Origin of the sequence: Mucilaginibacter sp. KACC 22773 (assembly GCF_028736215.1) — a bacterium.
Taxonomy (GTDB): domain Bacteria; phylum Bacteroidota; class Bacteroidia; order Sphingobacteriales; family Sphingobacteriaceae; genus Mucilaginibacter.
The window spans coordinates 4,639,829-4,655,732 of the sequence record NZ_CP117883.1 but is presented as its reverse complement, the minus strand read 5'-3'; the positions used below and the strand labels follow the sequence as shown (position 1 = coordinate 4,655,732).

The following is a 15,904-nucleotide window of genomic DNA, read 5'->3' as shown; positions in this document are numbered from 1 at the left end:
ATAGCTATCTGAATTGAATTGCAAAAGAAATGGAGATAAATATTTTTATATTTAATTAATAATATAAATGCGTCTAATGGAGGTTAAGAGTCAGGGGGCATGGAAAGAAGGATTGGCGCCCTAATATTAAACTCGTTCAACTTTTCGTGAACCCTAAATCTCTTGCCCGGATGCTACAAATTTAAACGGTCGGGTTAAAAACGGCGGTGACGCAACCTTGTCAGTAATTGATTACCAGCAAGATAAAAACGCGTTAGGGATAGCAGTGGAAAGCCCACAGCATGCGCGGGCCCTTGTGCGCCTCCGGCCTGCGAGGACTTGGAACGGATAGCCCGGTCCGCAGGCAACGCCATTAGGTAAGTTAAAAGTTAAAAATGGGCCGTGGGGGAAAAGATCTTTAATGGTATCCGAGGCGGGTGCAATCGGGTTTTAGATTTGCCAACCTCTTGGCGATCGGGCTTCAAAAATGTGGTGTATTGGAATATTTTTGATTATCCGTAACTACGGTGTGGTGGCATGCGTCTACATTGTATAATTAATACTTTTAGCTATGACAATGCCCCGTTTATTTTTCCGCATATTTTTTTCGGTAATGTTTGCCCTCGCGGGCAGTTTTAGCGCTAAGGCCCAATCTGCTGTTTTTAGGCCTAAGGATGCCGCATTGTTTAAAACTATTGTACATATGGATAGTGTAATGTTTGATGCCTTTAATAACCGCAACCTGGATGTGATGAAGGGCTTATTTACTGCCGATGTGGAGTTTTATAATGATGGCAAGGGCCTTACCGGTTATGATGGCACTATGGCCGGCTTTAAGGGTATTTTTGAAAACAAACAAGCCGCCGACCTACGCCGCGACCTGCTGCCCGAAAGCCTGGAGGTGTATCCCATGCCTGGTTTCGGCGCTATTGAAATGGGCACTCACCGTTTTACCCATACCGAAAACGGTAAGCCGGTAATTGGCATAATGAAGTTTGTACACGTTTGGCAGTTAAAAAACGGCCAATGGAAGGTTAGCCGGGTTGTGAGCGTTGGGCATTGATAAAAACTGTAAATTTTTAAAACCAATGGCTTAATAACCGGAGATGGTTGTTTGTTTATTGCTCTTATTTGATATTTTTTAACTGTTTTCCGGCTGCCTCAATTGCGTGTAAGCTACCAGCGGCCAGGAATTCCCGGCCCGTCGTAAGGATGCTCGAGCGCATTGATGATGCGCATGAGGCGGTGCCTGGCGCCGGCATGTTTAACTTCGGTGCGCATGGTTTCCAGGTTGCGGGCCACGGCTTCTTTCACGTCGTGCTGGGTGGTTGCCCTGTCAATTCTTAAAGTTTGGGGCAAATCTGCGGTTTCAAAATAAGCTGTCAACTCCTGCTCTGTCATGTGGCAAAGGTAAAAAAAGGAATCCGGGAATTGACCGGCTTTTGTCTTTTGCTTTTCTTCCTTTCGCCTTTCATCTTTTACCTTTCTCCTTTACACTTGTTATTTTCTTACATCAATGTTACTTTTCGGCCGACAACAATCCCCTCAAATTTTAATACTTTTGGTCAGCATAAATGAAAGACCTCGCATACCTCAATAAGTTTTTTTACAAATACCGCTGGCGGCTAATCCCGGGAGTGTTGTTTGTAATTATATCCAATATTTTTGGTGTACTGCCGGCCCAGGTTATCCGCGTAGCCTTCGACCTGGTTACCGAGAACATTGGCGCCTACCATCTTTTTGCCGGCTTTAACCGGCAGGGTATGATCTATGATATTTTTGGCAGCAGCCTGATGCTGTTTGGCGTGCTGGTACTGGTGCTGGCTTTGTTGAGGGGCCTGTTCCTGTTTTTTATGCGCCAAACCATTATCCTGATGTCCAGGCATATCGAGTATGATTTAAAGAACGAAATTTATAGCCATTACCAGCGCCTGTCGCTGGCATTCTACCGGCGCCACAACACCGGCGACCTGATGAACCGCGTTACCGAAGATGTAAGCCGGGTGCGCATGTACCTTGGGCCGGGCATTATGTATACCATCAATACCGTGGTGCTGTTTGTAATGGTAATTTATGCCATGCTTACCGTAAATGTGCGGCTGGCAGTATGGTCGGTATTGCCGCTGCCTGTATTAGCGGGCATCATTTACTATGTGAATAATGTAATTAACTACCGGAGCGAACAGATCCAGGAACGGCTGTCGGGATTGTCGAGTTTTGTGCAGGAAAATTTTTCTGGCATCAGGGTAATCAAATCCTATGTCAGGGAAGCCTTTGTACGGGAGAAATTTGCAGCCGAAAGTGAAAATTATAAAATGCATTCGATGGCCCTTGCCAAAGTGCAGGCAATGTTTTACCCCATTATGTTGTTGCTGGTTGGCCTGAGTAACGTAATTACCATGTATGTGGGTGGGGTAGAGGTAATGAAGGGCAATATTACATCGGGCAATATTGCCGAGTTTATTGTATACCTGAATATGCTCAATTTTCCGGTGATTGCCCTGGGTTGGGTAACTTCGCTGGTGCAGCGGGCGGCTGCCTCGCAAAAACGGATCAATGAGTTTTTGCATCAGCAGCCCGAAATCATTTCGTCAAAGGCGCCAGTACATGCTATTAAAGGGGCGCTTGAATTTGATAATGTATCGTTCACTTATCCTGATACCGGCATCCGGGCTTTAAAAAACGTTTCATTTAAGGTTGATCCGGGGCAAATGGTTGCCATTATTGGGCGCACAGGCTCGGGCAAATCAACCATTGCCAACCTGGTTATGCGCATGTATGATACTACCGGCGGACAGGTTTTGGCAGATAATATTCCCCTGCAACAACTTAACCTGGAAGGGTATCGGTCGCAAATTGGCTTTGTGCCGCAGGAGGTTTTCCTGTTTAGCGATACGATTGCCAACAATATCGCTTTCAGCGCCGATGTGCTTGATTTGCCGGTGGTAGAACAGGCCGCCCGGGATGCAGCTGTTTACAATAACATTATGGAGCTGGAGCACGGCTTTACCACCTTAATTGGCGAGCGCGGCGTAACCCTGTCGGGCGGGCAAAAACAACGAGTATCTATTGCCAGGGCCATTTTTAAGCACCCCCAGGTGTTGATATTTGATGATTGCCTTTCGGCTGTTGATACCCGTACCGAAGAGGAAATATTGAATAACCTTGGCCGTGTTATGCAGGGTAAAACCAGCATCATTATAGCGCACCGCATATCAACCATAAAAAATGCCGATAAGATACTGGTGATGGATAATGGCGAAATTGTTGAACATGGTAACCACGAATACCTGATGCAGCTTAAAGGAACCTATTTTGAACTGTATGAAAAGCAGCTGTTAGAAGAAGAGCAGAACGCCTAACTCCTCTGGTTGACTAACATCTAAGTTTCGCAGCAATAATAAATTTAACTTGCGCACAAAAAAATCATTGTTTTGTTTTAAAAGTTGCAATAAAAACGAATAAAATACTTGCACTTTGAATTTTTATTTATATTTATGCCAACCAAAACTAATTTCAGGGATATTTATGGGAGATTTTGACAATAGAGAACGTGAAGAGGTATTTTCTAAAAAGGTGAGAGCCGGGAAAAGAACGTATTTTTTTGATGTAAAAGCAACCCGCTCAAACGACTATTATGTTACAATTACAGAGAGCAAAAAGCGTTTGGAAGACGGCGTTTTTATTAAACACAAGATTTTTTTATACAAAGAAGATTTTGAAAAATTTGCCGAAGGTTTGAAAGATACTGTTGACTACATCAGGGCTAACCAGGATGTAGTGGAAAAGCGCTATGAATATAATGAAAATCCTGAAGTTGCCAAAGCTTCTGCCGATGAGGATTTTTCGTTTGAGATTTAACAACAAAAAGAATTAACGCTAAACTAATATAATTGAACCCTGCCCATAAGGCAGGGTTTTTATTTTAATGAAGCACTATTACATTCCGGCAGACATATCTTTTGCCATAGTTGCAGCAAATACTACAAAACATACTATTGCTAATACGTAAACGCAAATGAAAACTATGGTTACAATTCCCCATAGCTTAAAAAACGATTTTAGCTTGCCCAGCCCGGCTGTTATGTGGGCTGTATCCTTAAAGTTTACCCCTGCCTTTATTTTCACCGCAAACTGGTAAATATAAAGCGCGAAGAAAAAGTATAGCAGATCAATTAACAGGTAAAAAATAGTAACGTCGCCGCCAAAACCTGCCATCATTTTCAGGCCGGGATTGTATGGCATCGTTTCGGCCATTTTTGAAAAAATGGTACCTATTGATAAGGCTAATAAAGCAAATAAGCCACAAAAAATAAAGCCCAGGATACCTAAAAAGGTAGCCCATTTACCTGCCGATAGTAAATAGCTTTGCGCTTCGGCTGTCAGAATGATTTCGGTTGAACCAGGAGGGGTGATGTAGCTTTCGTCAGTTTCCATTATTAGTGTTTTAAGTTTAAGTATTTATTGTACTAAAGGTATATAAATATTTAAGCAAACAATAATTTTGACAGCAACGAAACTACAGCATTGTCCCCTTCATGAAAATTATGGCAACTGTAAAATAGATGATCAGGCCGGTAACATCTACCAATGTGGCCACAAACGGGGCAGAAGAGGTTGCAGGGTCGGCGCCGCATTTTTTGAGTATTAGTGGCAGCATTGAGCCAGCTAATGATCCCCATAAAACTACCCCTACAAGGGCGCTGCCAACGGTAAAACCTACCAGGATCCAATGAGGGCCATAGACAGGCGAAAACAGGTGCCAGATGTAGATTCGGGCAAAACCAATAACGCCTAAGGTTGCGCCCAGCATCAGGCCCGACATGATTTCGCGGCGCATCACCAACCACCAGTCGGCAACGGTAACTTCGCCCAGGGCCATGGCCTGTATAATAAGCGTTGATGCCTGCGAGCCGCCGTTCCCACCGCTTGATATGATGAGGGGAATAAACAGGGCCAGTACCACCGCTTTTTCAATCGAGCCCTCAAAATAGCCCATAGCTGTAGCGGTAAGCATTTCGCCAAGAAACAGGATGATAAGCCAGCCAACGCGTTTTTTTACCAGCCGGAATAAGTTGATATCAAGGTACGGCTCATCAAGAGCTTCGGTACCACCTATTTTTTGAATATCTTCTGTGTATTCTTCATTAGCTATCCATAAAATATCATCTACAGTTACTATGCCCAACAAAATATTCTCTTTATCAACAACCGGCAAAGCTGTGCGGTTATTCATTCTAAAAATATTGATAGCTTCTTCTTGCGGGTCGCTGGCGCTTAGGGCTATCAGGCGGCCGTCCATCAGGTCAGATACCTTGGTTTCGGGTTTTACCAATAGTATTTCGCGGATACGGATATCATCCAGTAAAATTCCATTTTCGTCAATAACATAAATTACATCGATGGTTTCGGAGTTTTTACCGTACCGGCGGATGTGCGACAACACCCTTGTAACATCCCAGTTTTTTTTAACGGCGATATAATCGGGTGTCATCAAACGCCCAACGCTATCTTCTTCGTAACCTAAAAGCGACAATGCCTCTTTACGGTTTTCTGGTGATAAATGAAGGATCAGTTTTTTAACAGCGTCGCCATGCAATTCGGCAAAAAGGGCGGTACGGTCATCCGGGGGGAGTTCGTTAACCAATTCGGCAACCCTTGGGCCCGATAGCTTTTTAATGATGCGCTCCTGCGTAGGGAAATCCAGGATACGGAATACATTAACGGCGCGGTTAAGCGAAAGTATTTCGATAAATAAAGGGCCGTGTTCAGGAAGTTCATCAATCAGTTCTTCAACATCCGATATATTAAGGCTGTTCAAATATTCCTGTAATTGGGTATTGTCTTCCTGTTCCAGTAACAATTCTATTTGCTCAACCATCTCTTCCATATAATTGCCCTCGTTTTTACATCGTATTATTAATGTGATCCTGTTTTTTAACGAGGGCAAAAGTCGTTTATTTTTTCAAATAATCGGGCAAAAAATTCTGTTATCTTTGCAGCCTTTTGGTTCATGGTTGATAGTTCATGGTTCATAGTCTTTGATGCTGTTTCAGACTGTTTATTTGGCCATGATCTATGAACCATCAACCATGAACAATTTTAGAAATTAGAATTTAGAGTTTAAAACAATGGGTTTACAATGTGGGATAGTAGGTTTGCCAAATGTGGGGAAATCAACACTTTTTAATTGCTTATCAAATGCCAAGGCGCAGGCGGCTAACTTTCCGTTTTGCACCATCGAGCCAAACGTGGGCGTAATTACGGTGCCGGATGAGCGCTTAACAAAGCTTACCGAAATAGTTCAGCCCAAAAACATAGTGCCAAACGTTATCGAGATTGTAGATATTGCCGGCCTGGTAAAAGGTGCCAGCAAAGGCGAGGGCTTGGGTAACCAGTTTTTGGCCAACATTCGTGCTACTAATGCTATTATCCACGTATTGCGCTGCTTTGATAACGATAACGTGATCCATGTTGACGGCTCGGTTGACCCAATACGCGATAAAGAGATTATCGATACCGAATTGCAGCTAAAGGATTTAGACTCAATAGAGAAAAAGATTCAGAAAGTTGAAAAAATGGCCAAAACAGGTGGCGACAAAGAGGCTAAAAAAACCTTTGATGTTTTAACCGTTTATAAAAACCATTTGCTTCAAGGCAAGTCGGCCCGTACAGCACCGGTTGCCGAAGAAGACAAAGAATATATTGCCGACATATGGCTTCTTACCGCCAAACCGGTAATGTACGTTTGTAATGTTGACGAGGGATCTGTAAGTACAGGTAATGCTTACGTTGAACAGGTGAAAGCCGCCGTAGCTGAAGAGAAAGCCGAAGTGCTGATCATATCGGCACAGATTGAAGCAGAAATTGCTGAATTGGAATCATACGAAGAGCGCCAGATGTTTTTAAACGATTTAGGGCTGACAGAATCGGGCGTTAACAAACTGATAAAAGCTGCTTACCGTTTGCTAAACCTGGCCACCTACTTTACAGCCGGTGTACAGGAAGTTCGTGCCTGGACAATTACCCAGGGCTTTACAGCACCGCAGGCAGCCGGCGTTATCCATACCGATTTTGAAAAAGGCTTTATCCGCGCCGAAGTTATTAAATACGACGACTTTGTGAGATTTAACGGTGTTGAAGCTACGATAAAAGAGAACGGTAAATTGGGCATCGAGGGTAAAACCTACATTGTGCAGGATGGCGATATTATGCACTTCAGGTTTAATGTTTAACTAAACCGGTAGCTGTTGAACAGCATAGAGCAGGAAATTAAAGGCGTTATCAAAAATAATTAATTCGTCTTTACGGCCGTGCTACAACAAAAAAGGGAAATGTGTCGAAAAGCATTTCCCTTTTTTGTGCTGAATTACGCATACAATAACCTCACCGCTGTGCTGTCAAAACCTCCTGCCGATAATGATTTTAACAATCGCTTTATCGGTATTTGAAGTAAAGCCGTAGCCTATGCCACCGTTAACTTCCCATTTGGGGTCGAAGTTGAGGTCGGTTGCTACAAATAGTTGGTGGTCCTGTTGGTTAAATGCATCATAATGAAAGAAGGGACCGGTACTTCCGTAGTACTCTAATCCAAGCGCTACTACTTTGGTTACATCGTAACTGCCTTTTACATTGGGCGAGAAGGTAAACCCACGGTTAACATCGGGGCCGGCGAAGCTTTTTTCTAATGTTGGATTGACGGAAATATATAATTTGTTCCATTTTTTATCCACAATAGGCCTTATTTCCAGTGTGCTTGTATTGGCAGAGAACGCGCTTTTTTGAAACCCAAATTCGGTTGAGATACTGACGCCCACCGGCCAGTTCCAGCTTTGTGGGGCTGCTACCCTTGGCCTGATGTGCGAGCCTACGTACGCAGTCCGCCCCCCATCACCTATTGAGTTGAAAAAATAAAAGCCGGTTTCAAACCATGGGGTCCAGCCGTGGGTTATCTCGATAGTTTCATGTACAACATGGTTGGTTGGTAATTCGCCATTGGTAGCTGTGTTACTTCCGTTAATGGTATAATTACTATGAAGCTCTACCATGGTATTGCCTTTTTCTACCGTTTCTGAACCATATACCTGGATTTCGTAATTATCCTGCGCTTTAAGTTGCAGGGTGATAAAGGCAAAGGCCAGTAAGCATAAATATTTCATTGACTTTGTACTTTTATAATGTACGCCAACGGCATACACGATAAAACTATAATGACAATCTGAAGCAAAACTGTAGTTAGCTGCTAAATGCTTATTGTATCACTAAGGTGACAAAACACCATCTAAAACGTAATTACAAAAGCGTGTAAACCCATTTCGTGATGATAATGGATGGTATAGCCGTAATGCTGGCAAATGTTTTTTACCAAGGTTAACCCCAGGCCGGTGCCTTGCGATTCTTTACCTTTTTGAAATCGCTCAAAAATCAGGTCGGTGTTTAAAGGATTAGCACCCCCGCTGTTTTTTATCGATAACAAATGCGCTGTTAATTGGATAATAACTATCCCCCCGGTAATGTTATGCCTGATAGCGTTGCTGAACAGGTTGTTTAACAAAATATCAACCAGGTATTTGCTGGCTAATATCTGCTTAGGTTCAAGTTGGTGCTGAAACAAAAGATTTTTGCTTTGCATCAATTCCTGAAATTGCTGCATCTTTTCGGCCAGCATAATGTCAAGCTCAATGGGTTCTTCCTCGGTTATGAGTTTGTTTTCCAACTTGGCAAGCAGCAACAATGAATTGTTAAGCCGGCTTGATTTATTAATTGAGCTATAAATATCTGTTATTTGTGCCAGCTGATCGGCACCCAAAGTTTCGTCCTGGATCAGTGTATCCAGTTTGGTTGTTACAACGGCCAGCGGTGTCATCATTTCATGCGATGCATTCTCTGTAAACTGTTTCAGTTTCAGGTAATCGTGCGTTACCCTTAACGACATCTCTCTGATGGCTTCATTTAGTTCGGTAAATTCATCCACCTGGCTTGGTTTTCCGGTAAATTGGTCAACATCAGCAATATTAAATTGCTTTATTTCCTTTAAAGTTAGCCGAAAAGGTTTCCAAAGGTCGTTAAGCAGGTATTTATTTGTTATAAAGAGCACAGCCAGCAGGCCGGCAAGCAGGGTAAGGGTAATAATAGTTATAACCTCAATAAGATACTTTTGGCCGGCCCTGGAAATGGTGATAACCACCTTGTAGTAGTTGTTATTGTTTACTTTAACCAGGTCTTCCACCGCGCGGCCGGGCTCTGCCCGTTGTTCCTTAGGGTTAAAATAAGTGGTATCAAAAAAACGCTTTTGCAATTGCTGCCGGTTTGTTTTTACAAATATGGCATGATCCCTGTCCAGGTCATACAATTGCGGGTTCTGGTCATTACTCCTGGCGTATTCTTCCGCTTCAGTTAATTGTTGCTGGAGGCCCCGGTCAAGCTGTTGCTGCGCTATATAGTTAATTGCAAAATAATAAATAACCGCCCCAAACAGTAAAACAGTTAGGGTGATATATACACTTGTCCGGGTGTAATGCTCAGATAGTTTCATGAACTCACAAATTTGTAACCAAGGCCGTATATCGATGTCAGATAATCTTTACCACCGGCATCCAACAATTTCCTGCGCAGGTTTTTGATATGGGTGTAAATGAAATCGAAGTTATCGTGCATGTCCATCTCATCTCCCCAAAGGTGCTCGGCAATGGCATTTTTGGATATTACTTTGCCCTTATTAGCAATAAAATAAAGCAGCATTTCATACTCCTTACGTGTAAGTATGATGGCGTTATCGTTAACTTCAACCGTTCTGCCCGGTATGTCAATTGATATTTCATTAAATACCACTTTGTTATTGGTATTTAATGCTTTCCGGCGGTATACAGCCATTAAGCGCGCTTTTAACTCGGCAAGATGAAATGGTTTGGTCAGGTAGTCATCGGCACCCAGGTTTAGCCCCTTCAGCTTATCATCTAATGAGTTTCGGGCCGAAATGATCAGCACAGCCTCGTTTTTGTGGTGGGCTCTTAAAAATTCAAGCACATCTAAACCTTGCCCGTCGGGTAAGCCTATATCCAAAAGCACGCAATCATAGTCATAGTCTGCTAATCTTTGCAGTGCCGTAGTCAGTCCGCCACAGCTTTCGCATATATTGCCGTCAACATTCAGGTAGCTGGTGATGTTTTCACGTAAGCTTTGCTCGTCTTCTATTACCAGGATTTTCAATTCGGTTTTTGTTCAAAGATAAAATGCGAAATTGAAGATAAACTGAAGTACGCATACCCATTTGCGGATAAAGATGTAGTAACTACAGATTTGCTTCATATTCTTGTGGTAATTTACAAAAAAAACAGCCTCAAAACGTCACTATACTGTTATCATCCAAAAAGATAAATCCTCCTTTATAACAATGCAGAAGGTACGGGCAGATCAAATTGGTTTGATAAATGGAATTGATTATCTTTTGGGCAAAACAGGCAGCTAAATAAAATTAACATGGCAATTATCGAACCTATCCGTGAAGATGTTACCCATCCGGGACATATCAAAAAATATTCGGCGCCCCTTCGCCTTTGGCATTGGATTAATGCCATTGTCATCAGTGGTTCGCTGCTTACCGTACTAATCAATGCGACTATTACCGACAGAAGGCCGGTAACAGCACTGGTTAAAGATGAGTTAAAACACGCGGGTGCCGTAGTAACCGACGACCAGGCCGGCTCTGTTGCCCATGCACTTGGCGATAGCGTATGGAGTATTCATACCTATTTTGGATATGGCTTGGCTGTTTTATTATTATTTAGGCTGGTGCTGGAGTTTTTTCAGTTGGCCGATCAAAAATTCATTGGCAAAATAAAAGGCGCTTACCGGCAATTTCAAACTATCAAAAAGGAAAGAGAGCTGGCGAGGCACGAACTTGCTGTGAAAAGCATTTACGCGGTGTTTTATTTGCTGCTTATTATTATGGCTGTAACCGGTTTATTCCTGGCTTTTGAAGATCTGCTGGCGCCATTCAAATCTATCAGGCACAGTGTTAAAGATGTTCATGGCTTTTGCATGTACCTTATTATTGCATTTATTGTTGTTCATATTGCAGGCGTTTTCCTGGCCGAGCGAAAAGATGACGGCAAAGGCATTGTTTCGGATATGATCAACGGAGGTAAATCATAGTGTCGTGACGGATAGTCTTTAGCCCAAAGTCTTAAGTTCTAAGTCAAAAATGAAAATTCAGACTTAGGACTTCAGACTTAACAATAGTACGTTTGTTATTTTCCGGTAATTAACTTTGCCATCAGGAAAGCGGCCCCAGCGGCAAGTGCGCCAATTATTACTACTTTAAAAGCGCCGCTTAATGCCGGCTGGCCTGTCATTTTACTTTTAAAATAACCAAATATGAACAGGCATATCAGCGTGACACCACAAGAGTAATATAAAGCCTCCTGGGCATGGTCGATGATGAGATAGGGAGATAAAGGGATAATGCCGCCAACAATGTAGGATAAGCCAATGGTAATGGCGCTTTTGGCCGCGCGGTTTGCATTGGGTTCTTCAAGGCCAAGTTCATAACGCATCATGAATTCCACCCATTGCTTTTTGTCTTTAGCAAGTTCATCGGCAATTTGTCGCTGCAATGGTTCAGAAAGGCCGAACCCGGCAAATACTTCCATTACTTCGGCTTTTTCCTGCTCGGGTAGTTTCTCTACTTCCTCATACTCCCGTTTTAATTCAGATTGGTAATGGTCTACTTCCGTGCGCCCGGCAAGGTAACCGCCTAAGCCCATGGCAATTGATCCGGCAACAATCTCGGCAATACCCGCAGTTACTACAAGGGTTGACGAACTGATGGCTCCGCTTAAACCTGCCGCCAAAGCGAAAGGAACCGTTAAACCATCGGACATACCGATAACAATGTCCCTGATGGTTTCCGAACTGGTTACATGGTGTTCATGGTGCATTTGCGCTGGTTTTTTAATAACGAATATACTATTGTTAAATAATAGTAGTAAGGCTGAATTATAAGTTAGAATTATTCTTGATTTAGAACCTAAAGGTTTCGACCAATTCTGTTCATGTTTTGAGGGTGGCAAACTAAACGGTGTTAGCTTGTCATTTTGCTGTTACTATGGAAATAACAAAGGACTACTCTTTTTTGAATAGTCCTTTGTTTAAATATCAAACGATAATTAGTGCTCCCGACGAGATTCGAACTCATATCGATGGTACCGGAAACCATAATTCTATCCATTGAACTACGGGAGCAGCGGCGCAAATATATAAAATTGATTTAATCCTTTTATCGTATTCCGTTTTCTTTTAACAACAGGGAAGAGCCAAATGAATTATGAAACGGGAATTACGATTCTTTAAGGTTGGTGCATACGAAAAGCTAATTAACCAAACCGCGGATACTTTCATAATACGCATCGCTCACCGGCAATTCAATATCCGTTAGTTGCGCCTTACGATTTTGGATGGATTTTATTTTACTTACAGGTACAATATAGCTGCGATGAATACGCTGAAATTTATCAGCGGGCAGCTTTTTCAACACTTCCTTTAATGTCATTAGAGTAAATACCGGTTTGTCGTTAGTTAAATGAATTCTTATATAGTTTTCCATGCTTTCAATATATTCAATGGCGCTCAGGTCAATCTTTACAATCCGGTATTCAGAATGGACGTACAGGCTTTCGTCTGCAGTATTCAATTTTTCATTTGCCCGGTTCTTATATTGATAAAACGCAAGGGCTTTTTCTATAGCCCTGGTAAAACGTTCAAATTCTATTGGTTTTTCAACAAAATCTACCGCCTCCAGTTGAAAGCCTTCATAGGCATAGTTGCGGTAGGAGGTGGTGAAAATAACCATGGGTTTTACAGGCAGCGACCTTAAGAGGTCGATACCCGAGATATCGGGCATGTTGATATCCAAAAAAAGGAGGTCGACCGCCGTGTTTTTTAAGAATTCGGCCGCCGAAATTGCGTCTTCGAATGTTTTAATGAGTTGCAGTTTGGGAAACCGCGATACATATTCGCCAATAAGCCGTAACGCTAAAGGTTCATCATCAATGGCTATGCATTTAAGGATCATGGTTAAGTTGGTAAAGTTAGCTGAACAATGTACTCCTGGTTATCGTTGCTGATATTTAATAAATACCTGCCGGTATATAAATGTTCTAAACGTTTTCGGGTGTTTTTGATGCCTATGCCGGTGCTGTGGTTATCGCCGTTACTTAAACCGAATATCCGGTTTTTACAATAAAAGTACAGGGTAGTTTCGCTGATAACCAATTTGATTTGGATAGTTGTGCTTTCATGTTTGCTAACACCGTATTTGAAAACATTTTCAATAAAAGTCATTAGCAGCAGGGGGGCTATTTGTTTTCCATCTATGTCGCCGTCTACCTCAAAATTAACAGCCGTAAGGCTACCTGTGCGTAAACGCTGTAGTTCAATATAGCTGCCTATACAATCAACCTCGCGCTGCAGGGGTGCAAAATTCCCGGTTACATCTTCGGTAACGTAACGCATGATTTTTGAAAGTCGCAAAACGCTGTCGGCTGCATGATCGTCCTTTGTTAAAACCAGCGTATAAATATTGTTCATGGTATTGAACAAAAAATGCGGATTGATTTGTGCTTTCAAAAAAGAGAGCTCGGCGGTCGCTTTATCCGCTTCGGCGCGGGCGGCCCTTTGCTCGGTAAGCAGCCATTCCCGGATAGTTTTAATGGCCGTACTAAAGGCTATTACCGTAAAAAAAATAAAGAAACTGGTAATATCCAACGGCTGCCCAAACGGCGACCGGCTTAAAGGTCTATCGCGATAGGATGGCAAGTTGGGGTTTCGTCCCGGAGGCTCCACGGGCTGATAATTCACGTTGCCGGGCCCATTGAAAGGCGGCCGGTTATTAGGCCGTCGGCTGTCGTCCTCTTTTTCCCTGATATGCAGCAAGCGGTCAAATGGCCTGATGCAGTAAACACCGAAGAACAGGGAAAAAACAGCAATTCCAAAGAAAATATGTTTTTTACGGAGCAGCAGCCGCGGAACAAAAAAGTAGGCGTTGCTGTAAAAAACCACCATAAAAGTAAGTCCGAATAACCAATAGTCGGGGCTTTGCAAAAGGACGATGTCACCGTCAAAGCTGCCGCCTCTATGCAGAAATATGAGCGGGATGGCCATGAGCATAACCCAGCCGGCAAAATGCAGGATGATGGAAATAGCTTTAATTTTTGACATAGAGGTAAAGTAACACAATCAGTCCGGCATGAAAATAAAAACATCGGTGGTTGACTTGAATGTATAGATGAAATGGCAAATATACAGTTTAACAGTTGTTTCCCCCCTTATTGACCCCGGCAACATGACTTGAAATTATACAGGGTTTGAGCAACAATAGCCCACTCACCACTAAAAAAAGGCCATTCATCTATACACCCTGTTTTAAATTATGGTTTGCCGCTACGTTTACGCTGGGTTTAAAAAACACCTGTGTATTTATCAATTTAACAAATAGTTAACTCATGAAAACTAAATTATTTATCTTATTACCGGCCATCAGCCTAAGCGTATTGCTGGTGATCCAGGCCTGCAAAAAAAGCAGCAGCGATTCCGGCACCACTACAACTACGGCATCTGTAAGTGCTTTAACTTGTGCCAGCGCAACAATTTCAGGAACGGCTTATGCCTCAACTGCATTTACCGGAACAGCAGCGGTACCGTATACGGGCGGAAACGGGAAAACTTATGCCGCGGGTACCGCTATCTCATCAACGGGGGTTACCGGGCTAACAGCAACTTTAGCCGCTGGTACATTAGCCAGCGGGGCGGGCAACATTACGTATGCTATTGCAGGTACACCAGCGTCGAGCGGTACTGCTTCTTTTGCTATTACCTTCGGCGGGCAAACGTGCAGTTTTGCAGTTACTGTAAATGCCGCAAGTACAACAACCACAGGGTGCTCTACATCGGCCACCACCGCATCAAAAGTAGTATGTTTAGCCAATGCTTTTTTAGCAACGCTTACCACTGCGCAGCAGTCAACTGTTGTACTTACGCTGAACCTTACCAATGCCAAAAGATGGTCGAATCTGCCATGTGGGGTTTCGTGCAGAAACGGATTGGCATTTAGTAGCTTAACCACCACACAATTAGCGGCTGCAAAAGCTGTTGCAGCGGCAGCCTTCGGTACAAGTAGCGGTGAAGGTTATGACGAGTTTTCACAAATTATGGCCGCCGATGATTACCTGGGGCAAACTGCTTCCGGCTATTCTTCAGGTAACTATATTATCGCATTTTTGGGAACCCCAAGTACAACCGGAAAGTGGATGCTACAGATTGGTGGCCACCATTACGCGCAAAATATTACTTATGACGCAGGCAGTGTTACCAGTATTACACCTTTGCACCAGGGAGTAGAACCAAAAGGATCATTTACTTTAAGCGGAACTACTTATAGCGGCCCGCTGGAATCAGAGCATACGGCAATGCAGGAAATGCTGGGCTCTTTCACAAGTACAGAGCTGGCTTCGGCAAAAATATCCAGTACTTTTTCCGACTGTTTGATGGTACCCGGTTCAACCACCAATACATTCCCAACCACTAAACAGGGAATTAAAGTAAGTGCGTTGAGCAGTGCGGCACAGGCAAAAGTGCTGGCAGCCATGATGCCATGGATCAACGATGTGGACGCTACTGCCGCCGCCGCCTTTACTACAATTTATCAAAATGAGCTTGCAGATACATATGTTACATATGCCAGCAATACCTCTGCCGTTGCCGGTACGGCCAGCTCATTTTTAACAACCAATACCGATTACGTCAGGATAGATGGGCCAAGTGTTTGGATAGAGTTTATTTGCCAAACAGGTGTGGTGCTTTCGGGAATTCACTACCATACTGTTATGAGGGACCATACCCGTGATTACATAGGTTTATAAAAAAAATA

The 15,904-nt window shown here is 43.1% G+C and carries 15 protein-coding genes and 1 tRNA gene; 6 read left to right on the top strand and 10 right to left on the bottom strand.

Going from position 1 to position 15,904, the window contains the following annotated elements; genetic code table 11:
- The first annotated feature begins 556 nt into the window (after nt 1-556).
- Nucleotides 557-1,042, top strand: a complete 486-nt coding sequence (locus tag PQ469_RS18960; protein ID WP_274209091.1) for a nuclear transport factor 2 family protein — start codon at nt 557-559, stop codon at nt 1,040-1,042.
- 113 nt (nt 1,043-1,155) lie between these two features.
- Here the strand turns inward: PQ469_RS18960 and PQ469_RS18955 are convergent, their stop codons facing one another.
- Nucleotides 1,156-1,380, bottom strand: a complete 225-nt coding sequence (locus tag PQ469_RS18955) for a DUF6965 family protein (RefSeq protein WP_274209090.1) — start codon at nt 1,378-1,380, stop codon at nt 1,156-1,158.
- A 173-nt stretch (nt 1,381-1,553) separates the two neighbouring features.
- Between PQ469_RS18955 and PQ469_RS18950 the strand changes: the two genes are divergently transcribed.
- Nucleotides 1,554-3,341, top strand: a complete 1,788-nt coding sequence (locus PQ469_RS18950) for an ABC transporter ATP-binding protein (protein WP_274209089.1) — start codon at nt 1,554-1,556, stop codon at nt 3,339-3,341.
- Nucleotides 3,342-3,507: 166 nt separating this feature from the next.
- Nucleotides 3,508-3,840 (top strand): DUF3276 family protein, encoded by a 333-nt coding sequence (locus PQ469_RS18945; RefSeq protein WP_274213831.1) that lies wholly within the window; start codon nt 3,508-3,510, stop codon nt 3,838-3,840.
- 78 nt (nt 3,841-3,918) lie between these two features.
- On the opposite strand, the gene PQ469_RS18940 is transcribed toward PQ469_RS18945, so the two are convergent.
- Nucleotides 3,919-4,416 (bottom strand): DUF5362 family protein, encoded by a 498-nt coding sequence (locus PQ469_RS18940; protein ID WP_274209088.1) that lies wholly within the window; start codon nt 4,414-4,416, stop codon nt 3,919-3,921.
- An 82-nt stretch (nt 4,417-4,498) separates the two neighbouring features.
- Nucleotides 4,499-5,869, bottom strand: a complete 1,371-nt coding sequence (gene mgtE, locus PQ469_RS18935; RefSeq protein ID WP_090646157.1) for a magnesium transporter — start codon at nt 5,867-5,869, stop codon at nt 4,499-4,501.
- Between the two features lie 241 nt (nt 5,870-6,110).
- Here mgtE and ychF point away from each other — a divergent pair, with 241 nt between their 5' ends.
- A complete protein-coding gene (gene ychF / locus PQ469_RS18930; RefSeq protein ID WP_274209087.1) occupies nt 6,111-7,214 on the top strand; it encodes a redox-regulated ATPase YchF in 1,104 nt (367 codons plus the stop codon).
- Between the two features lie 165 nt (nt 7,215-7,379).
- Here ychF and PQ469_RS18925 read toward each other — a convergent pair whose 3' ends face one another.
- From PQ469_RS18925 to PQ469_RS18915, 3 genes are all read right to left on the bottom strand, one after another.
- Nucleotides 7,380-8,138, bottom strand: coding sequence for a hypothetical protein (locus tag PQ469_RS18925; protein WP_274209086.1), 759 nt, complete (start codon nt 8,136-8,138; stop codon nt 7,380-7,382).
- A gap of 122 nt (nt 8,139-8,260) precedes the next feature.
- Entirely contained in the window at nt 8,261-9,514 is a 1,254-nt protein-coding gene (locus tag PQ469_RS18920) for a sensor histidine kinase (protein ID WP_274209085.1), read from the bottom strand.
- A complete protein-coding gene (locus PQ469_RS18915) occupies nt 9,511-10,188 on the bottom strand; it encodes a response regulator transcription factor (protein ID WP_274209084.1) in 678 nt (225 codons plus the stop codon). The genes PQ469_RS18920 and PQ469_RS18915 overlap by 4 nt, the downstream gene beginning before the upstream one ends.
- 270 nt (nt 10,189-10,458) lie before the next feature.
- Here PQ469_RS18915 and PQ469_RS18910 point away from each other — a divergent pair, with 270 nt between their 5' ends.
- Nucleotides 10,459-11,133 (top strand): cytochrome b/b6 domain-containing protein, encoded by a 675-nt coding sequence (locus PQ469_RS18910; protein WP_274209083.1) that lies wholly within the window; start codon nt 10,459-10,461, stop codon nt 11,131-11,133.
- A gap of 95 nt (nt 11,134-11,228) precedes the next feature.
- Here the strand turns inward: PQ469_RS18910 and PQ469_RS18905 are convergent, their stop codons facing one another.
- From PQ469_RS18905 to PQ469_RS18890, 4 genes are all read right to left on the bottom strand, one after another.
- Entirely contained in the window at nt 11,229-11,918 is a 690-nt protein-coding gene (locus PQ469_RS18905; RefSeq protein WP_274209082.1) for a VIT1/CCC1 transporter family protein, read from the bottom strand.
- A 232-nt stretch (nt 11,919-12,150) separates the two neighbouring features.
- Nucleotides 12,151-12,222 (bottom strand) — tRNA-Arg (locus tag PQ469_RS18900).
- Nucleotides 12,223-12,349: 127 nt separating this feature from the next.
- Nucleotides 12,350-13,051, bottom strand: coding sequence for a LytR/AlgR family response regulator transcription factor (locus PQ469_RS18895; RefSeq protein ID WP_274209081.1), 702 nt, complete (start codon nt 13,049-13,051; stop codon nt 12,350-12,352).
- Between the two features lie 2 nt (nt 13,052-13,053).
- On the bottom strand, nt 13,054-14,196 hold the full coding sequence (locus tag PQ469_RS18890) for a sensor histidine kinase (protein WP_274209080.1): 1,143 nt from the start codon (nt 14,194-14,196) through the stop codon (nt 13,054-13,056).
- A 284-nt stretch (nt 14,197-14,480) separates the two neighbouring features.
- Between PQ469_RS18890 and PQ469_RS18885 the strand changes: the two genes are divergently transcribed.
- Nucleotides 14,481-15,896: a DUF3500 domain-containing protein gene (locus PQ469_RS18885; protein WP_274209079.1), complete on the top strand. Its 1,416-nt coding sequence runs from the start codon at nt 14,481-14,483 to the stop codon at nt 15,894-15,896.
- The last annotated feature ends 8 nt before the right edge of the window (nt 15,897-15,904 follow it).